This is a genomic window from Streptomyces sp. PA03-6a (assembly GCF_033792765.1).
Classification (GTDB): Bacteria; Actinomycetota; Actinomycetes; order Streptomycetales; family Streptomycetaceae; genus Actinacidiphila.
In genome coordinates, this window is sequence record NZ_JARAVK010000002.1 from 14325 (window position 1) to 33554 (window position 19230).

21 protein-coding genes are annotated in these 19230 nt (G+C 70.0%); 16 read left to right on the plus strand and 5 right to left on the minus strand.

Features of this window, described 5'->3' with window-relative positions; translation table 11 throughout:
• Positions 1-6: 6 nt before the first annotated feature.
• From PV350_RS00640 to PV350_RS00650, 3 genes are all read left to right on the plus strand, one after another.
• On the plus strand, positions 7-708 hold the full coding sequence (locus PV350_RS00640; RefSeq protein WP_499509732.1) for an SDR family oxidoreductase: 702 nt from the start codon (positions 7-9) through the stop codon (positions 706-708).
• A gap of 66 nt (positions 709-774) precedes the next feature.
• Positions 775-2319, plus strand: coding sequence for a SpoIIE family protein phosphatase (locus tag PV350_RS00645; RefSeq protein ID WP_500332482.1), 1545 nt, complete (start codon positions 775-777; stop codon positions 2317-2319).
• A gap of 584 nt (positions 2320-2903) precedes the next feature.
• Positions 2904-3554, plus strand: a complete 651-nt coding sequence (locus PV350_RS00650; protein ID WP_499509734.1) for a cysteine hydrolase family protein — start codon at positions 2904-2906, stop codon at positions 3552-3554.
• A 34-nt stretch (positions 3555-3588) separates the two neighbouring features.
• On the opposite strand, the gene PV350_RS00655 is transcribed toward PV350_RS00650, so the two are convergent.
• Positions 3589-4551 carry a helix-turn-helix domain-containing protein gene (locus PV350_RS00655; protein ID WP_500332483.1) on the minus strand — a complete coding sequence of 321 codons (963 nt, stop codon included), beginning with the start codon at positions 4549-4551 and terminating at the stop codon, positions 3589-3591.
• 111 nt (positions 4552-4662) lie between these two features.
• Here PV350_RS00655 and PV350_RS00660 point away from each other — a divergent pair, with 111 nt between their 5' ends.
• Both PV350_RS00660 and PV350_RS00665 read left to right on the plus strand, forming a co-directional pair.
• On the plus strand, positions 4663-5757 hold the full coding sequence (locus PV350_RS00660) for a saccharopine dehydrogenase family protein (protein WP_500332484.1): 1095 nt from the start codon (positions 4663-4665) through the stop codon (positions 5755-5757).
• Between the two features lie 10 nt (positions 5758-5767).
• Complete coding sequence (locus tag PV350_RS00665) at positions 5768-6277, plus strand: SMI1/KNR4 family protein (RefSeq protein WP_500332485.1); 510 nt, start codon at positions 5768-5770, stop codon at positions 6275-6277.
• A 146-nt stretch (positions 6278-6423) separates the two neighbouring features.
• Here PV350_RS00665 and PV350_RS00670 read toward each other — a convergent pair whose 3' ends face one another.
• The gene (locus tag PV350_RS00670; protein ID WP_500332486.1) at positions 6424-6963 is read right to left on the minus strand and encodes a hypothetical protein; all 540 of its coding nucleotides are present in this window, start codon (positions 6961-6963) and stop codon (positions 6424-6426) included.
• 315 nt (positions 6964-7278) lie between these two features.
• The gene (locus PV350_RS00675) at positions 7279-7650 is read right to left on the minus strand and encodes an iron chaperone (protein WP_500332487.1); all 372 of its coding nucleotides are present in this window, start codon (positions 7648-7650) and stop codon (positions 7279-7281) included.
• A 367-nt stretch (positions 7651-8017) separates the two neighbouring features.
• On the opposite strand from PV350_RS00675, the gene PV350_RS00680 reads away from it, so the two are divergent.
• From PV350_RS00680 to PV350_RS00715, 8 genes are all read left to right on the plus strand, one after another.
• Positions 8018-8737 carry an alpha/beta fold hydrolase gene (locus PV350_RS00680; RefSeq protein ID WP_500332488.1) on the plus strand — a complete coding sequence of 240 codons (720 nt, stop codon included), beginning with the start codon at positions 8018-8020 and terminating at the stop codon, positions 8735-8737.
• A 134-nt stretch (positions 8738-8871) separates the two neighbouring features.
• Complete coding sequence (locus tag PV350_RS00685) at positions 8872-9615, plus strand: isochorismatase family protein (RefSeq protein ID WP_500332489.1); 744 nt, start codon at positions 8872-8874, stop codon at positions 9613-9615.
• Between the two features lie 35 nt (positions 9616-9650).
• Complete coding sequence (locus tag PV350_RS00690) at positions 9651-9863, plus strand: hypothetical protein (protein ID WP_500332490.1); 213 nt, start codon at positions 9651-9653, stop codon at positions 9861-9863.
• 249 nt (positions 9864-10112) lie between these two features.
• On the plus strand, positions 10113-10916 hold the full coding sequence (locus PV350_RS00695; protein WP_500332491.1) for a patatin-like phospholipase family protein: 804 nt from the start codon (positions 10113-10115) through the stop codon (positions 10914-10916).
• 9 nt (positions 10917-10925) lie between these two features.
• Positions 10926-12356 (plus strand): phosphatase PAP2 family protein, encoded by a 1431-nt coding sequence (locus tag PV350_RS00700; RefSeq protein ID WP_500332492.1) that lies wholly within the window; start codon positions 10926-10928, stop codon positions 12354-12356.
• A complete protein-coding gene (locus tag PV350_RS00705; protein WP_499509745.1) occupies positions 12353-12586 on the plus strand; it encodes a hypothetical protein in 234 nt (77 codons plus the stop codon). Before PV350_RS00700 ends, PV350_RS00705 begins: the two co-directional genes overlap by 4 nt.
• Before the next feature lie 131 nt (positions 12587-12717).
• A complete protein-coding gene (locus tag PV350_RS00710; RefSeq protein WP_500332493.1) occupies positions 12718-13944 on the plus strand; it encodes an ABC transporter permease in 1227 nt (408 codons plus the stop codon).
• Between the two features lie 76 nt (positions 13945-14020).
• Positions 14021-14731, plus strand: coding sequence for a sigma-70 family RNA polymerase sigma factor (locus PV350_RS00715; protein ID WP_499509747.1), 711 nt, complete (start codon positions 14021-14023; stop codon positions 14729-14731).
• A 245-nt stretch (positions 14732-14976) separates the two neighbouring features.
• Here PV350_RS00715 and PV350_RS00720 read toward each other — a convergent pair whose 3' ends face one another.
• On the minus strand, positions 14977-15576 hold the full coding sequence (locus tag PV350_RS00720; protein WP_499509748.1) for a TetR/AcrR family transcriptional regulator: 600 nt from the start codon (positions 15574-15576) through the stop codon (positions 14977-14979).
• A 191-nt stretch (positions 15577-15767) separates the two neighbouring features.
• Between PV350_RS00720 and PV350_RS00725 the strand changes: the two genes are divergently transcribed.
• The gene (locus PV350_RS00725) at positions 15768-16433 is read left to right on the plus strand and encodes a nitroreductase (protein ID WP_499509749.1); all 666 of its coding nucleotides are present in this window, start codon (positions 15768-15770) and stop codon (positions 16431-16433) included.
• Positions 16434-16775: 342 nt separating this feature from the next.
• On the plus strand, positions 16776-17810 hold the full coding sequence (locus PV350_RS00730; protein ID WP_500332494.1) for a magnesium and cobalt transport protein CorA: 1035 nt from the start codon (positions 16776-16778) through the stop codon (positions 17808-17810).
• A 26-nt stretch (positions 17811-17836) separates the two neighbouring features.
• Here PV350_RS00730 and PV350_RS00735 read toward each other — a convergent pair whose 3' ends face one another.
• Positions 17837-18274 (minus strand): glutaredoxin domain-containing protein, encoded by a 438-nt coding sequence (locus PV350_RS00735; protein ID WP_499509751.1) that lies wholly within the window; start codon positions 18272-18274, stop codon positions 17837-17839.
• Positions 18275-18758: 484 nt separating this feature from the next.
• Between PV350_RS00735 and PV350_RS00740 the strand changes: the two genes are divergently transcribed.
• Positions 18759-19040, plus strand: a complete 282-nt coding sequence (locus tag PV350_RS00740) for a peptidoglycan-binding domain-containing protein (RefSeq protein ID WP_499509752.1) — start codon at positions 18759-18761, stop codon at positions 19038-19040.
• The last annotated feature ends 190 nt before the right edge of the window (positions 19041-19230 follow it).

The window sequence follows — 19230 nt, forward strand, 5'->3', positions numbered from 1 at the left end:
CAGCTCATGACCGCAATCGCAGGTTCGACCGTGCTCGTCACCGGGGGCAGCCGGGGCATCGGCAAGGCCCTGGTCGAGTCCCTGTACGCCCGGGGCGCCAAGAAGGTCTACGCCACCGCCCGCGACCCCCGCAGCGTCACCCACCCCGGCGCGGTCGCACTGCCCCTGGAGGTCACCGACCCCGCGTCGGTCGCCGCCGTCGCGGCACAGGCACGGGACGTCACCATCCTGGTCAACAACGCCGCGGCGGCCGTGGCGGCGTCCTTCCTGACCGCCCCGGTGGACGACGTCCGCCGCGAGTTCGAGACGAACTTCTACGGCCCCCTGCAGATGACCCGGGCCTTCGCCCCGATCATCGAGGCCAACGGCGGCGGCCATCTGCTCAACGTGCACTCCGTCCTGTCCTGGGTCGCTCTCGCCGGTTCCTACAGCGCTTCCAAGGCAGCGCTGTGGTCCCAGACCGACTCGCTGCGCCTGGAGCTGAAGCCACGCGGCGTCAACGTGACCGGGCTGCACGTCGGTTACGTCGACACCGATCTGGCGGCGCACATCGACGCCCCGAAGTCGTCGCCGGAGAGCGTCGCCGAGCAGGCGCTGGACGGCATCGAATCCGACGCCTACGAAGTGCTGGCCGACGAGCTGTCCCGCCAGGTCAAGGCGGGCCTGGCGGCCGACCCCGCCGCCCTGTACCCGCAGCTGGCTTCCTGAGCGCACGCCCCGGCGGCGTCGTATCGTCAACGTGTAGGAGCTTCCTCACCGAACGAGGTCGGTGAGATGGACACCTTGGATGGAGCATCCCCCGCCCGCACCCCGGCCCTCGACGGAGGCCCGGCGGCCTTCGTGGTGGACGCGGCGGGCCTGGTGTGCGGATGGAGTCCGGCGGCCGAGCGTCTTCTGGGGTACGAGACTCCCGAGGTCGTGGGCAGACCGGTCGGCGAGCTTTGCCCGGTACTTCCGTGGGACGCCCTCCGGCAACTGGTGCCGGCCACGGAGAGCAGCAGTACCCCCTGGCTCTCGGTCGTCCTCATGCATCGGCTCGGCCGCGCTGTGCCCGTCGCGCTCATGGCCTCTTCCGTGACCTCCGCCCTTCCGGGCAGCGAGCGAACGGTGATCTTGGCGACCGCCGGTCCGCTGCCGCAGATCTCGGAGGACGAGGCGGCGCGCAGCCTGCTCGACCACCACGAGCACCTTGTGGCGGTCGGCCTGAGAAGGCGCATGGAGGCCGCTCACGCACCGGACCACAGCGCGGCCGAGATCTCCCGCTCCTACGTGCCCGCCCGCAGTGGCACGGGGGTGAGCGGCGCGTGGAGCGACGTCGTCCCGTTGTCCGGTATGCGGGTCGCCTTCAGCGTCGGTGACGTCCTGGTCTCCGGGGTACAGGCCACCGTCTGCATCGGGTTGATCGGCGCCGCGGTCCGGGCCCTGTCGGAACTCGATCTCGCACCCGAGGAAGTCCTCGCCCGGTTGGACGACATCGTGTCCCGCTATGCCTCGGGTGAGCCCGACCAGTGGTCCACGTGGTTCGTGGAACGACTGGTCGGCACGACGTTCCTCTACGCGGTGTGGGACCCGGTCGGGCGCCGCTGCGTCCTGGCCAGCGCGGGCCATCCCCCGCCCGCCGTGGCCGGTCCGGACGCATCCGCTCACGTCCTCGAACTGCCGGGCAACCGGCCCTTGGGCATGGGCGAGCCGGTCTTCGAACCCCTGGACCTGGAGCTCGCCGAAGGCAGCACCCTGCTCTTCCACACGGGCAGTCTGGTGCGCGCGTGCGGCAGCGAAGACGCAGTCCCCCGGCTGCTGCGGACCGCCATGCGGCGCGGCGGCCGGTCGGTCGAGGACGTCTGCGGGGGCACCGCGGACATCGCGGCGCCGCTCCTGGCGGCCGAGGACGACCTGTCGCTCCTCCTCGTCCGCACGCACGGACTCAGCGACGACCACGCGGTCACCTGGGAGCTGCCGCGCGACCCTGCCGGTGTCGCGGGCGCCCGCTCCCTCGTGGTGCGGCAACTCGACCAGTGGGGCATCGGTGACCTCGGCTTCACCACGGAGCTGATCGCGAGCGAACTGGTCACCAACGCCATCCGCTACGGCCGTGAGCCGATCCGGCTGCGGCTGATCCACGACCGGACCTTGATCTGCGAGGTGTCCGACGGCAGCAGCACCTCGCCGCACATCCGCCGGGCGAACACCAGCGACGAGGGAGGGCGCGGCCTGTTCCTCGTGGCCGAATGCTCGCGGTGCTGGGGGGTGCGGTACAGCGGCCAGGGCAAGACCATCTGGGCCGAACAGGCACTCGCCGGCGGCGCGGCTCAGACGTGAAGCGGTTCGGCGAAGAGCTCCCGGGCGGCTTCGATGAGTTCGCCGAGATCGGCGGCGGCAGCCCGGTCGCGCCGCCGTACCGGGGCCGTCGTCAGCGACGACCCCGCGGTGGCCGCGGCCTGCGGAACACCTCGCCTGAGGGGCGACCGCCGGTCGTCTTGCGACGGGCCGGATGAGGCGCCGCCCCCTTTGATCACGGACGCCGATATCGGACACATCATCGCTGAGCCGGACGTTTACCTCGCCAGGCGCGGCAGTCGGTGATCGGCACAGGCCGTTCGGCGCTGCGATCCCCGCCAAATCGCCGCGAGCCGCAAGGGGCGCACGATCACCCGTGCAACCGGCGGAGAGCGGGTTCATGGGCACCGTTTTAGACTGTGATTTCGGGCATCACGGCGTTTCCCACGTCGCGTATTCGGGTCGCAATCCGGGTGCACCGTGTCAGCACGCTCGCGCTGTGCCCACTCCATCGCGACGCACCAGGCGAAGAGCCCCGTCCCCAGGCAAGGGAGTGGACTTCAACCTCATCGGTCACATTGGTGCGCAGGTGCCGGCATCTGCGACGAGACAGGAGCGAGGAAACGATGGACGTCCAAGCGAACACCTACGCGCCGGACGAGACAGCCCTGCTGATCATCGACCCGTACAACGACTTCCTGTCCGAGGGCGGGAAGCTGTGGCCGGCCGCCAAAGCGGTGGCGGAAGGCATCGGCCTGCTCGACAACATGCGCGCCATGCTCGGTGCGGCACGTGACCTGGGCTTCCACGTCTTCATCGTGCCTCACCACCAGACGACACCCGACGACTACCGCACGTGGGACCACCTCTCCCCCACCCAGCAGCGCGTCGTGCAGGGGCAGACCTTCGCCGCCGGCAGTTGGGGAGCCGAGTGGCACCCAGACTTCGTGCCGCGCGAGGACGAGCTGGTCATGCGCCAGCACTGGGCCTCGAGCGGCTTCGCCAACACCGACCTGGACATGCTGCTCAAGCAACACCGCATCCAGAAGGTCATCTTCATCGGCATGAAGGCCAACACCTGTGTCGACACCACCGCGCGCTTCGGCCAGGAACTCGGCTACCACGTCACGCTCATCCGCGACGCCATCGGCGCCTTCAACTGGGACGAGATGAAGGCGACGTTCGACATCAACGGCCCTGCGTACGCGCACGCCATCCTCACCACCGACGAATTCCTGACGATCGTGGGCAAGCAGCCCCAGGCGATGGCCATGTGACCCGGCTCCGGGGCCCACCTGCGCACGACGGCGGTCAACTGCCGTTCGGGGCCGGGCGGCTGCGCAGACGGAACGTGCGGCGGTAGGTGTCGGGAGGCACGCCGACCGTGCGGTGGAAGTGCCGGCGCAGTGTTGTCGCGGTCCCCATGCCGGCGGCCGCCGCGATGGAGTCGACGCTGTCGTCGGTGGTCTCCAGCAGCACCTGGGCGTGCCGGATCCGCTGGGTGAGCAGCCACTGCAGTGGCGTGGTGCCGGTCACCGACCGGAAATGGCGTCCCAGGTTCCGTGAGCTCATCCGTGCCCGGCGGGCCAGGTCCTCCACGGTCAGGGGCTGGTCGAGGCGTTCGATCACCCAGGGGAACAGTTCGGCGAGGGGGTGGTGGTCCGGGGCGGGCGCCGGGGCCGTGACGAACTGGGCCTGTCCGCCGTCCCGGTGAGGTGGCACGACCAGGCGGCGGGCGACGGCGTTGGTGACCGACGAACCGTGGTCCAGGCGGACGATGTGCAGGCACAGGTCCATGGCGGCGGCCTTGCCGGCGGAGGTGAGCACGCTGCCGTTGTCCACGTAGAGGACGTCCGGGTCCACCGTCACCTTCGGGTAGCGGGCGGCCATGACCTCGGTGTGCGCCCAGTGCGTGGTCGCGCGTCTCCCGTCGAGCAGGCCCGCGGCCGCCAGTACGAACGCGCCGGTGCACAGGGAGGCCACGCGCGCGCCGGCCTCGTGGGCCGCGCGCACCGCGTCGACCAGTTCGGCGGGCGGGTCCTCGTCGACGTCGGCCCAACCCGGGACGATCACGGTGTCGGCGCCCGGGAGCCGGTCGAGGCCGTGATCCGGCTCCAGCGCGAACCGGCCGGCCCGCACGGCGCCCGGCCCGCAGACGACCAGGTCGTACCACGGACCTGCCATGCCGTCCGGGGCGGAGCCGAAGACCTCGTACGCGAGGGAGAGTTCGAAGTGCAGCATCCCGTCGGTAACGGCCAGCGCCACAGTGCCCATGTCCGGAATTGTACGGGGCATGGCGTTCCGGACACTCACGTTCCGGTGCCCGCCCCGGACAGGATGTTCCTCGGCCGATCACAACGGATCATTCCGATACGGGGGGAACCCATGGATTCAGGGCTCAAGGTGGCGGTGTTCGGCGCGTACGGACACACCGGGCGCTTCGTGGTGGCGCATCTGCGGGATCGCGGGTTCGTCCCGGTGCTTTCCGGGCGCGACGCCGACAAGTTGAAGGAGCTCGCGACATCCGGACCCGGGCTGGACGCCCGCCAGGCGTCGGTCGACGACGCGGCCTCCCTCGACCGCGCACTTGCCGGTACGGCTGCCGTGGTCAACTGCGCCGGGCCCTTCGCGACGACCGCCGCCCCCGTGATCGAGACGGCACTGCGCGCCGGAATCCCGTACGTGGACGTGGCCGCCGAAATCGAGGCCAATGCCGATACGTTCGCGGACTTCGACGACCGCGCCCGCGCGGCAGGGACTGTGATCGTCCCTGCCATGGCTTTCTACGGCGGTCTCGGCGACCTGCTGGCCACCGCCGCCATGGGCGACTGGACGACGGCGGACGAGGCACACGTCGCCTACGGGCTGGACAGCTGGCACCCCACCGCCGGCACGCGTGCCGCGGGCGCGGTCTCCCGGCAGCGGCGGGGCGGGCGACGCGTCCGCTTCACGAACGGGCAGCTGGAGTACCGCGACGACGCCCCGCCGACCCTGACGTGGCCCTTCCCCGACCCGATGGGCCCCCGCAGCGTCATCGGGGAGTTCACCATGGCCGACGTCGTCACCGTTCCCAGCCACCTGTCCATCCCCGAAGTGCGCACCTACATGACGGCCGAGGCGGCCACGGATCTGGCCTCCCCGGACACACCGTCGCCGGCCCCCGTCGACGAGCGCGGGCGGTCCGCGCAGACCTTCCTCGTCGACGTCGTCGTACGCTCCAGGGGCCACGAACGGCGCGCCACGGCGAAGGGCCAGGACATCTACGCCGTCACCGCACCGCTGGTCGTGGAAGCGGTCGACCGCATCCTGTCGGGACGGACCACGACGGTCGGTGTCGCCTCCGCCGGAGCGATCTTCGACGCGCCCGACTTCCTCCGCGCCCTGTCCCCGTACGTGTCCGTGGACCTGGACGCGTGGCGGACTGAACCGGTGGCCCGGTGCGCTGCGCCCCCATGCGGCGGGCGTGACGTGCACCCCTAAGCTCGACCCCATGACCGCGTTCGACGACCTCACTCGCCTCGTCCCTCCGCCGTCGCAGCCGCTGTGGGCGAACGGAGACTGGAATGAGGTGGAGGCAGCACTTGGCAGGGAACTCCCGTCGGACTTCAAGCAGTTGGTCGAAACCTACGGGGCCTACCACTTCGCCGAGTTCCTGACGCCGCTGACCCCCTTCGGCGGGCGGGACCTGCTCGTCGGCCCGGCGAAGCGGCTGCTGGACCAGGAACGCAACTTCCGGGACAGCCACCCCGAAGACTGCCCGTACCCCTTCTACCCGGAGCCGGGCGGACTCCTTCCGTGGGCAGGAACCGACAACGGGGACCGCGTGTGCTGGCTCACCGACGGGAAGCCGGACGAGTGGACGGTCGTCTGCTGGAATCCGCGAGGCTGGTATTACGACGCCCATCCCGTGGGTGCGGTCGAGTTCCTGGTCGGATGGCTGTCGGGACGCATCAGCACCCACGTCTTCCCTGATGCCACCGAGTCCGGCGACGAGGACTGATTCCTCACCGGGTCGGACGAGCCGGCCGTTCAGCATCAGGCACGACGGCGATACCCGCGGATTGACCATGGCTGGATGCGCGCCCTCGTACTCCAGCCGTAGTTCACGATCTTGCCGTCAGCCAGGGCCACCGCGGTGCGGGAGACTCAGGGGCCGTAGGCGAGATCCGTGCCGCCGCTTGCCTCGACCAGCCAGGACAGCGAACCGCTGCCGAACGGCCAGCCGGTGGTGGCCACCTGCACCCAGCCGCCCGACTCATCGGTTCCCGCGTGCCACCACCACCAGCTGCGATCGTCACCGGCCCCTTCCTCGGTCGGGTCGAAGTAGAACAGCCAATCCGAGAGCGTCCACGGCCCACGGCCGGCTACCGCTCTCTGCTCCGGCGTCATCGCCTGCCAGTGCCGCAGCCATGCCTCGGCATCGAAGGGCTCGCCGTGCTCCGGCTCCACAGGCTCGGGCTCGCACCGCCGGATGAACCATGCCGGCAGCAACTGCGGCCACCGCTCCGATTCAGGCCAGTCGCCCATCTGCTCGACCACGCACGTCAGCACCGCACGCGCATTGGCTATCACCAGAGCCGGGTCCTCCGCGGCGAATCGGACGCGCACGAGAAACGGTCGTCGCCGGTCGTCCTCAACTTCCGGTCCGGACCGAAGGCGCCGCAGCTCGCCTTCCACGATGTCCACGGCGAAGAAGTCTGCCTCATCACCGGCGTCCGCCACACCCTGATACCGCGAGTCCCCGAGATCGTGATCGTCATGGCTGGGCGGCTGCTTGGCGGCGGTAGTGGGAGGCGCGGGCTCGGCTTGATGTCGGCGCCGCCACTGTGACCAGCGGAGCCGGTGTGCGAGGTCGTGGCTCGGGCTGATCAGCGCCGCAGACGGGGGTCGGGTCCTTTTCGGTGCCGATCTAAGCGTGTCGAGGCACCGCGTGGACCTTGAATCCTGCTGAGCACTGCACTCATCGAGGCGTGCCGACAGCACGCGAAGCCGGCGTTGCGGTCACATCCACAGCACGCCGTCGTCCTCGTGCTCGCGGACGCGGTGAGCGATCATGCGGCGGAGGAGGCCGGTCGGCACCGGGCTCCCGTACGGGAGCCTGACGGTGCCCTTGCCGGTTCCGAAATCGTTGAGTTCGGCATCGAAGGCTTCGCGGGTACTGGGGGTGAACGCGAAGTTCGCGTGCTTCGCGTGGCCGCTGATCACGAACAGGATCGTTCCCGACGGGTGCACCCACGCGGGGTGGCCCCATTTGATCGCCTCGTTCGCCTCCGGCACGGTCTCACGCGCCAGCACGTGCAGCTGCCCCAGCAGCTCGCGGGCCTGGCCGCCGAAGCCCTCGATGTACTCGTCGATCGTCTGGGGCCTGCTCATGGCATCAGTCTGGCAGGCGACGCGCCCGGCTGGTCCTCGCCCCCGCGGCGCGGCGGCTGAGCGGCCCTCGCGCGAAATCACTGTCACAGGCGGCAAAGCGGTCTTGTCGTCTTTGTGGACAGTCCCCGCTTGGAGGGATGCATGGGCCCAAACCGCTCACACCTGCCCTCGGGCGTCGAGGGGTCCTCGCGCGAGGACACCTTGATCATCCGCTCGTCGCCATGAAAGGCCTTCTGTGAACCGTCCCTCTCAGTACCGGAACGTCAGGACCCCCCTCTCCCCCATGGCCGCGGTGTCCGCTACCGCCGGTCTCCTCTCGGTGGCCGTCGATCCCGCGGAAGCCGTACAGCAAAAGGAGGGTGGTTCGATGCAGGACGGCAAGCCGACGGTCGTCCTCGTCCACGGCGCGTTCGCCGACTCCTCGAGTTGGAACGACGTGATCAAGCAGCTCAAGCGACACGGCTACCCGGTGGTGGCCGCGGCCAATCCGCTGCGCGGACTGGCCGACGACGCCGCCCACATCAGGAGCCTCTTGGCGAGCATCGCCGGTCCTGTGGTCCTCGTCGGCCATTCCTACGGCGGTGCCGTCATCACCAATGCCGCCCACGGCTCCGACCAGGTCAAGGCGCTGGTGTACATCGCCGCCTTCATCCCGGACGAGGACGAGAGCGCCGACGACCTGGCGAGGAGGTTCCCGGGCAGCTCGCTCGCCGACGCGCTGCGTCCCGTCCCGTGCACCCTGCCCGACGGCTCCCCGGGGGTCGACCTCTACATCGACCAGGACAAGTTCCACCATCAATTCGCCGCGGACGTCCATCCGTACACCACGAACCTCATGGCGGCCACCCAGCGCCCCGTGACCGTCGCCGCGCTCGAGGAGCCTTCCGGCGAGCCCGCGTGGAAGACGATCCCCTCCTGGACGCTGGTGGCCGGCGAGGACCTCAACATCCCGCGTGAGGCCCAGATGTTCATGGCCAGGCGCGCCGAGTCCCACATGGTCGTGATCCACTCGTCCCACGCCCCGAGCGTGTCCCACCCGGGTGACGTCGCCGACATCATCGAGCGGGCGGCGCGCTCGGTCCGCTGAGCGAGCGGCTCCACGGGCGGGCGCTGACGTGACTCCCCTCTCGTCGCCGTACGAGCCCTCGCCATCGCCATCGCCGTCGCCAACCGCACGTCCATCCTGGCCCGATCCGGCCTCATCGAAGAGGAAGAACTCCCGTGCCGTACACGCCCAACGCCGGCCCCTACGACAGTCTCACCCCGGACAACGCAGTCGTCCTGCTGATCGACCACCAGATCGGCCTGATGCAGCTCATCGACGACATGCCCCCGGAGACGGCGAAGAACAACGTCGTCGGGCTCGCCCGGGCGGCGAAGACCCTGGGCCTGCCCGTCATCCTCACCACCAGCCGCGACTGGGGTCCGAACGGGGCTCTGCTGCCCGAGCTCGCCTCGCTCTTCCCCGACGAGGAGGTCATCCGCCGACCCGGCGTGATCAACGCCTACCGGTGGCCTGCCTTCCGCGAGGCGCTGGAGGCCACCGGCCGGAAGAAGGTCGTCCTTGCCGGGGTCACCGATGCCACCTGCCTGTCGTTCCCCGCTTTGGACATGGTCCTGGACGGCTACGAGGTGCATGCCGTGATCGACGCCTCCGGCGCCGAGGCGCCCGGCGAGATCGTCCGCGACGCGGTCGTGGCGAACCTCTCGCGGGCCGGGGTGCACATCAAGTCGTGGTTCGGCGTGGTCGCCGAACTCATCGCCGACTGGCGCCGCGACGAGGCGAAGGGCTGGCCGCTCGCCGCGGGTGCGGTCCACGACCACCTGCCCAGCTGGGGATACCTCCTGGACACCGACATGGCCTACGGGACGGGCCGGATGACGCCTCCGGAGTGGTTCGTGGCGGGCGCGTCCGAACCGACCGGCCGCACTCGGGCGGCCGGCACCGCGGAGCGTGGCGACTGACCGGGTCCGCCGGCCACGGGGCGGAGCGGCCACCCTTGGGCGCCGCCTTACCGCTGCGCCGGACGCAGCGGCGCGCGACCGCGATGATGGACGACGTCACGCCGCAAGGAGCCGGGGTTGCCGACCCGGCCCATGCGGCCGCCGGGCAACCGGCCGAGCACATGGTCACCGAACTGAGCCCGGGCGAGCGCGCGCAGTCCGTCGATCTGCTCATGCGCGTCGCCCGTCCCGCGAGCGGCACGACGTAAGCACGCCGGATCACCTTGCAGGTGTGCGCACCTTTCCCACCTCGGTAAAAAAACGAATGTTCGGCTTGACGGGAGACCGCTCGTGCCACAGGATGGGCACCGCAAAAAGGAATGGTTGTTCTCGGAAAGGGAGGAGGCGCCGTGGAAACCGTGCACACCTCGGGGTCGGCTGTGACCGCATGCCGGGTTGCGCGGGATGGCGGGGCTTCCGCCTCACCTTTGCCAACCGGGCCCACCCCGCCCGAAACCGTGGCCTTCGTGCTCCAGGGCGGTGGCAGCCTCTGCGCGTCGCAGGTCGGCGCCTTGCGGGCGCTCACACACGCGGGCATCACGCCCGATCTCATCGTCGGGTCCTCGGCCGGCGCGCTCAACGGCGCGGCTTTCGCGGCCGACCCGACCGCCGAGGGCGTCGACCGGCTGGAAACGCTGTGGCTGAACATCAAGCGGCGGCACGTGGCGCCGATTTCGCCATGGACCGTGATCCGGGCCGCGCTGGGTCACGGCGAGGCCGCGGTCTCGAGCACCGCGCTGCGGCAGGTACTGAGGTGCGGGGTCGGCGTCGACCGGCTCGAAGACGTCGACGTGCCGGTGCACGTCGTGGCGACCGACGTGGAGACCGGCGCCGCGGTGGTCCTCTCCCGGGGCGACGCCGTATCGGCCCTGCTGGCCTCAGCGGCCGTCCCGGGCCTGTACCCCCCTGTGCGCGTCGGGCAGCGTCACCTCATCGACGGCGCCGTATCGGCGGACACGCCCGTTCTCCAGGCGGAGGCACTGGGTGCGACGACCATCTACCTCCTGCCCGCCGCCGTCTCCGAACAGACCGGCCGCCGGGCACGGACGGCCCTGCTCGCCGCCTACCAGGCGGTGGGAAAGATGCTGGAGGAGCGGGAACGCCGGGACGTGGCGGCGGTGCGCGGGTCGGTTATACGGCTGCCGGCCGCCACCACGCCCGTGGTCAGCCTCATCGACTTCCACGACACCCCGCGGCTGCTCCAGACGGGCTACTCGCTCACCCGGGACTGGCTCGCCCGGCAGCCCGCGGCGATGGCCTGAGGACGTCCGATGGCCAACACGGCCCGCTTCATCAGGCAGTTGCTCCCCCGCACCTCACGTCCGCCGAACAGCCGCGCGCCGCGGTGGTGGGCGGAACTGCTGCTGGTCGGGGTGCTCTACGCGGTCTACGAAACCACCCGCGGGCTGCAGCGGGGCTGGGACGCCAGCGCGGACGGCAACGGCCGGAGCATCCAGCGCTGGGAGAACGCCGTACACATGGCACCGGAGCAGCCCCTCAACCAGGTGCTGCACCAGCTGCCGGTCCTGGCCGTCGCCGCCGCGTACTTCTACGCCACGCTGCACTACGTCGTCACGCCTGCCGTCCTCATATGGCTCTACCGCAGGCACCCCACGCACTACCGCGGCGCACGCACCTGGCTCGCCACGGTGACACTGGCCGCGCTCGTCGCGTACTGGCGTTTCCCGACCACGCCGCCCCGTCTGCTGAGCGACGGCGGCATCCACGACATCGTGGCCGACGTCGAGCATTGGGGGTGGTGGAGCGGCGAGACCAGCGCGCCGCAGGGACTCGGCAGCCTCGTGAACGAGTACGCGGCCATGCCGTCGCTCCACGTCGGCTGGGCGGTGTGGTCGGGGTGGCTCCTCTTCCGGCATTCCCGCCGGAAGACGCTTCGGGGCTGCGGCCTCGCCTACCCCGTACTGACCACTCTCGTGGTCGTCGCGACGGGCAACCACTATCTCGCCGACGCCGTCGCGGGCGCCCTCCTCATCGTGCTCTTCGGCTCGTTGACCGCTCTCGTGTCCGCCGAACGTTCCGCCCGGAGCGGCGCACGCCGTGTCCGGCCGGACCACCCGGATCCCCACTCGCAACTCCCCCCAAGGCAGTCCGACATGCCCCACTCCCCCCTACCGTCACTTCCGGGCGACGGAGATCGCCCGAGCGTCTCGCGCACGACACCCGACAGCGGACATGGCACCGGGAAGGCCGGTGGCTGGCTGCGCAGTCGGCGCCCGGGGCAGACCGCCTCACACCTCACGTTGCACTTGGGGGATGTCTTCCTCGTCGGCGACGACGCCGAGGGACCGACCGGGGGTCTGGTGCGGTTCCGGATACCGGACGCCGTCGAGGACGGCCGGCCGCGACGCTCGTGGTGGCCCCGGACGGACGTGGGGCGCCACCTCGCCGGATCCACGGGGGAGCTCCGGCTGGTCCGGAACCACCGCCACGACGGGACCACCGCCCCGCAGGCACTCATCGCGGTGCTCACGCTCAACGGCATCACCGACGTCGTGCCCCTCGTACGGTTCGACATCGCGGACACGCTCCCGCACGTCGCAGACGCGGACTCGGGCCGTGCCGCAGCCGTCGACGTGCACTTCTTCGCGGGTCTGTGGGATCTGCCGATCCCGGCGCGCACGAAGTGCCGGGTGCACCTGGAGGGCCCGGCCCGGCTGCTGCCCGACTGGCCGGGGCGATGAGCGACGAGGACGGGACCGAGGCCGACGACCCGGCGACGGGGCCGGGCGACCGGGCGGGCCACGCCCACCACCCGTGCGGCACGCTCACCGCGCTACCGCGCCTGCGGCGACGTGCCGCGCTGATCGTGGGCGCCATCGCGGTGTTGCTGGGCGCGGACGGGAACCTGGCCCTCACCCCTCACGACGGCGGGGCACCCGCCGGTGAAACCACGACGGTCCGGAAGACGTAGCCGAGCAGGTCCCGCCCGGTGCGGCACCTTCTTGGCAAAAAGAAAACGAATGTTCGGCTTGACGTTTTCCCGCGACAACCCCACACTGGAGCAGTAAATAAAATGATCATTCGTCTTTGTGGAGGCATGGCGTGAAAAAGCCATCGACGGGGCTGCAGTCATGGCACCGGACCGTCATCGCGACCGTGGCGTTGCCATTGGTGATCTCTCTGGCCGTGATGGCGTTCGCGTGGCCCGCGTCGCGGATCGCGCCCCGCGATCTACCCGTAGGGGTCGTCGGCACCAGCGCGGCCAGCCAGAAGGCGGTCGAGGGACTGACGCACGGCAAGCCGGACGGATTCGACTTCCACCTCTACGCGGACCAGGCATCGGCGCGCTCAGCGATCGAGCACCGGGAGATCTACGGCGCCTTCGTCATCACTCCGGGCCACGTCACCGTGCTGGAGGCCACCGCCGCGAGCATGCCCGTCGCCCAGTTGCTGACCACGTCCGGCCAGCACCTGGCGGACCAGGCGGCGAAGGCGGCGAAGGCGGCGGCGAAGGACCCGACGCCGCCGAGCGACGCGTCCGTCCGGTCCACCGCCGCAAAGAAGGCCGCCGCGAAGAAGGCCGCCGCGAAGAAGATCACCAAGGTGAAGGTGAAGACGGTCGACATCGTCCCGATCTCCGCGAGCGACCCGCGCGGCGTCGTCTTCGTTTCGGCCCTTCTCCCGCTCACCGTGTGCAGCATCATCATCGCAGCGCTCATCGCGCTGACACCCGGTCGCGTCTCGGTACGCCGCAGGCTGGTCGACCTGGTCGCCGCGTGCGCCGTGACGGGACTCGCCGCCTACCTCATCGCCCAAGGCCTTCTCGGTGCCCTGCCGCACCAGCACGTGGCCACCTGGGCGGCCCTGTCCTTCACCCTGCTCGCCATCAGCGCGACCAGCTTCGGCCTGGTCACCCTCATCGGTCCTCCCGGGCTCGGACTGAGCGTCGCACTCATGGTCTTCGTGGGGAACCCCTTCTCCGGCAGCACGTCCGCACCGGAACTGCTGCCCAAGGCCGTGGACGAAATCGGCCAGTGGCTCCCGCCGGGTGCCGGCGCGGGCCTTCTGCGCAGCACTGCCTACTTCGACGGGAACGCGTCCGCGGGACACATCGTCGTCCTCGCCCTGTGGAGCGCCCTGGGCCTGGCCGCAGCCCTCATCGGGGGCCGACGACGCTCCGCGGTCGCGAACGGCACCTTGGGGGAGGACCGGCTCGACGCCGGCGACACGAGTGCGGTCGCCCCGGACACGGCCGGCACCACGACGACCGTGACGCCCGCTCCGGTGTTCCGCACGCACTCGCACGCCCGGCACGCCGCCCACGGATGAGGAAGGCGGCTCGTCCTCGCCTCCGCGCGGGAGACGGCGACAGCCGGCCAACGCACCGAACGCAAGGAAAAGAACCATGTCGTCGAAGTCCGCGGAGCGCACCGAGGACCTGATGGACGCACAAACGGCGTTCCACGACGTCCGCAACATCACGTTCGGGATCGCCTACCGGATGCTCGGCAACATCGGCGACGCCGAAGACGTCCTCCAGGAAGCCTGGATCCGCTGGCAGACCTACGACCGCTCCAAGGTGCAGAACCCCGATGCCTTCCTCACCACGATGGTGACCAGGCTGACGATCAACGTGCTGCAATCCGCGAGGGTCCGCCGGGAGAACTACGTCGGCGACCAGCCGCCGGAGTCGCCCGACCCCATGAGCGATCCCGCACTGGGCACCGAGAAGGCGGAAGCGCTGAAGGTCGCGGTGCTGATGCTCATGGAGAGGCTCACGCCCGCGGAACGGGCGGCGTACGTGCTCCGGGAGGCGTTCGAGTACCCCTACGGGCAGATCGCGGAGGTCATCGGACAGTCCCAGGTCAACGTGCGCCAACTGGTGAGCCGCGCCCGCAAGCGACTGGCCGCGCAGAAACGGGCCAGCGTCTCGGCCGCCGACCACCAACGGTTTCTCGTCACCTTCCTGGTGGCGGCCCGGGCGGGGAACGTCGCCCCGCTCGAAAGGCTGTTCGCGGAGGACGTCGCCTGCCCAGCCGGAGGATCGGTGCGTGCGGAGGGGCAACAACCACGCCTGCGAATAGGTCTTCTGACCAGGCGTCACGTATCCGCGTGACCGTACGAGGTGGGTAGTCCCCTGGCTCCGACGACCGGCTGGTCGTCGGAGCCAGGGGACTACCCGCTCGCCGCCGGGGCGCGCCGGTACAGCCGGATGCGGGACGGGCGTGCATGGCCCCGTCGGGCCACCGATGCCGGGCAGCAGATGACACTGGGCCGCGGGCGAGGGGGATGTGTGCGGTGGCGCGTCCGGATCGCGATCCGGACGCGGAGCGGCAACGAGGCCTGCGGCAGGCCCGTGCGTCAGGACGTCGCCGGAGCCGGCCAGAGCGCTCGCAGGGCGCCCGGCACTCCGTCCAGCGCGGAGTCGTCCATCGCCAACTGGAGGATGTAGCCGGGAAGCATGCACATGAACGCGGCGGCCATCGCCTCGGGAGAGACCTCGCGCGGGAGGGTGCCGCTCTGCTGGTGCTCACGGATGACGTCGGCCAGTGCCGTGCGCATCTGGGCCATCAGATCGTCGAGTTGCCTGGCCAGCGAAGGGTTCCGCAGTGCCTCGGACCAGGCCAACACGGAGAGCCCGGCGATGCTCTGCTCGGCGGTCTTGACCTTCACGACTTCCAGGACGTCGGCCATGAGGTCCCCGAAGGAACCGCCGGGCCGGTTCCTCGCGACGCTCTGGACCATGGCGAGGACATCGCGCACGCTTTCCTCGACGATCGCCGTGATCATCTCGTTCTTGCTGGCGAAGTGCCGGTACACGGCGCCGGCCGACAGGCCCGACTCGGCGAACAGATCTTGCATGGACGTCGAATGGAACCCGTCGCGCAGGAAGCAGCGGCGCGCCGCGTCCAGGATCTGCTGACGGCGGGCTTCCATGTACTCCGGCGTGACCTTGGGCATGGATCCATCCTCCGCACAAAAAACGAACCTTCGTATTAACTTATCACGCCGGGCTTGGCCCGGACCGGTTCCACGGAGGGCAGCCGCAGCAGCCCCAGGCTCCGCGCACGACGAGGACGGCACCCATGTGTCACATTTCGCCTCCTTTGACTGTCAATCATGCGAGTTAACGCTATTGAAGGTGGTTGGTCATGGATGTCTACGAGGCGGTCACGAGCCGACGGGCAGTCCGCGCCTTTACCGACCGGCAGGTCCCCGGCGAGGTGCTGGAGCGCGTGCTGGCTGCCGCCGCCTGGTCCCCCTCCGCGTCGAACCTGCAGCCGTGGCACGTCTACGTGGTGACCGGCGGGCCGCTGGCCGAGCTCAAGAAGCGCGCCGGCGAACGGGTGATCGCGGGCGACGCTTGGGACGAGCCCGAGTACGAGCAGTACCCGCCGGCACTGCAGTCCCCGTACCGCGAGCGCCGGGCCGCCTTCGGGGAGCAGCGCTACAGCGCCCTCGGGATCCAGCGCCAGGACCTGGAGGCGCGCCAGAGGGCCGCCGCCGCCAATTGGGACTGCTTCGGCGCACCCGCCGCCCTGTTCTGCTACGTCGACCGCGACATGGGCAAGCCCCAGTGGTCCGACGTCGGCATGTACCTGCAGTCCGTCATGCTGCTGCTCCGCACCGAAGGACTGCACAGCTGCGCGCAGATGGCATGGGCGAAGTACCACAAGACCGTCGCAGAGGTCCTCGCTCCGCCGGACGAGCTCGTTCTCTTCTGCGGCATGTCCATAGGGTTCGAGGACGTCACCGCACGTCACCCCCGCCCGGCACGGGCGTCACTCACCGAGACGGTGGAGTTCGTCGGCGATTAGACCGCGGAGCACCCCACGCGACCTTCCGCCGCTCAGGTCGAACTGCCGGCCGCGGGCGGTCCGTGTCACAAAACGACGCGCTACCCGGTCTCTACATGTGCAGGCCGGCCCGGAGGCAGGGAGTCCGTGGGGCCTTCAGGCCGGCCTGCACCTCGCGTCCGCGTGCACGCGGAGGGACGGGGAAGGCACGCGATCGAGGGTCGGCGCCATCCCGCCCATGCGCTTCACGAGGTCCGGCCGTGCCGCGACGCCCGGACGGCCACGAACCGTCCGGGCCTTCGGACGAACCGCGCGACGGCTCGCCGCCGTGCGGGAACTCGTACAAGGAGTCGGGGACAGCAGATGGCGCAACAGGACAGGGCGGACGGCACTTGGCTGCCGTCGGCGGTCGAGCACTGCGCTCTGTACGAGGACGGCCGTCGAGTGCCCGGCCGGATGGATCTGGACGCACTCATGGACCGGCAGGACGGACAAGCCGGGCGGTTCGCGTGGATCGGTCTGTACGAGCCCACCGCCGACCAGATCCAGCAGGTTGCCGACGCCTTCGACCTGCACCCCCTGGCCGTGGAGGATGCCGTCCACGCCCACCAGCGGCCCAAGCTGGAACGCTACGGCGGCACATTGTTCCTGGTCCTGAAGACCATCGTCTACGTCGACCACGAGAAGGTCACCGCGACCAGCAAGATCGTCGACACCGGGGAGATCATGGTCTTCGCCGGCCCCGGTTTCGCCATCACCGTCCGCCACGGCAGCGCCCCGCCCCTGGACCGCGTGCGCCGCCAACTCGAGGCCGACCCGCAGCAGCTGGGCTACGGACCGGCTGCCGTCATGCACGCGGTCGCCGACCTGGTCGTCGATCGCTACCTGGAGGTCGCCGACGCCTTCGACGGCGACATCGACACCCTGGAGGGCGAGGTCTTCTCCCCCGGGCGCCCCGTCGACCCCGCACGCATCTACCAGCTCAAACGGGAACTACTGGAGTTCAAGCGCGCCGTGATGCCGCTCGGCCCCGCCCTGCAGCACCTCAGCGAGCAGCCGACCCCGCACATGCCGGGCCAGGTTCCCGCCTACTTCCGCGACGTCGCCGACCACCGGCAACGCGTCGCCGAGCAGATCGTCACCTTCGAGGAACTCGTCAGCGGCATACTCGGCGCCAGCATCGCCCAGATCAACGTCCAGCAGAACGCCGACATGCGGCGCATCAGCGCCTGGGCGGCCCTCGTCGCCCTCCCCACCTTGGTCGTCGGCATCTATGGCATGAACTTCGACTACATGCCCGAGCTGAGATCCCCGTACGGCTATCCGGCAGTCCTTGCCGTCATCGCCCTCATCTGCACCGTCATCTACCGGGCCCTGCGCCGCAACAGATGGCTCTGACCGCGCCGCGCAGCCGTCGCTGCTGGTCAGGCGGGCGGGGTGAGCTGTGCGCGCACCCAATCAGGGTCAGGGTTCGTATGTGGCCGGCCGGCCACGACGACGGTCGGCACGGTCTCATTGCCGTCGTTGGCCGCCCTGACCGCCGCGGCACCAGCGGGGTCGCGCCAGATGTCGACCCAGTGCAACTGGTGGGCTCTCCTCCCCAGGCGGACGCGCAGGCGGAGGCAGTACGTGCAGCCGGGCCGCCAGAAGACGACCGGGCGGCCGTCGACCGCGCTCCGGCGCTGCGCCTCCGACGCACTGATGCCTCGGGGGAAGACCAGCGGCGAGTTCACGCCCGCGAGCAGCAAGAACCCCGCGAAGAAGGCTGCGGCCTCACCGGGGCTCCCCCCGAGAACCAGCCCGGTCGCGACAACCGAGCCGCAGACCACGAGCAGCATTGGCAAGATCCACGCACGCGTCATGCTGCCGCAGCCTATCCGTGAGCCGAAAGCGCGCCCGACCGGGCTGCCACGCTTGGGGCTTCGCCGTACGCCGGCACCCCGCGAGGAGGCTCCCGCCCGCCCGCACGACACGGAAATCACCGCCTACGCACCGGTCGGATTCCGCGGCGGGATCTGGCTATTTCCTGACTGGCCCATCACATGGCCGATGTGCGGAAGATCTGCGCAACCGACCTTTGCCCTCTCTGAAACGGCCTTTCTTCGGCCACTGAATGGCGTGTTACTCGTCTTCCCTCTGACTGGGATGCACTGGAATCCTCGGGCCCGCCCCAGCGCAACCTGGTGCGCCGGGGACTCAAGGGAGGGTGAGATGAATCGTTTCCTGGCAGGCCTTGCGACGGTCGCTCTCGGAGCGGGCCTCGTCATAGCCACCGGGGTCCCTGCGTCGGCCACACCGGCTTGTGTCAACTACGGCGGGTTCGAGGTACCTGGAGGGACGGCCTGGGTGCCACTGGCTTCGGGCTTCAACACGAGCTGCCACCTGCAGAGAGGCTATGCGAACGACGGAGTGTGGGCGCTCCAGGTCAGCATGACCGAGTGCTACGGCGAGAACCTCGAGTGGGACGGGGACTTCGGCCCCGCCACCGAGGCGGCTCTCAAGCGCACGCAGAAGAAGATCGGCGTGACCGCCGACGGGCAGTACGGCCCTTACACCCGAGACAGGATGCTGCACGCCGGCACCTGGGCTGGTGAATGCTTCAGATTCGACGGACCCGGCGGCTACTGACCTGAGCTGCCTCAACTCCCTGCGCCCCGTGGCATCGGCCCTCGGGCGCAGGGCTTTTCTCCGTTCGAGACATCGGGCCGGAAATTCGGGGCCCCCCGCCGGTCACCCACGAACTGCGCGACCTCAGATTCCGTCATGGACGTAGTGCACGTCGAGAGTGGAGGCGTCGGCGCGCTGCGGAATCAGTCCG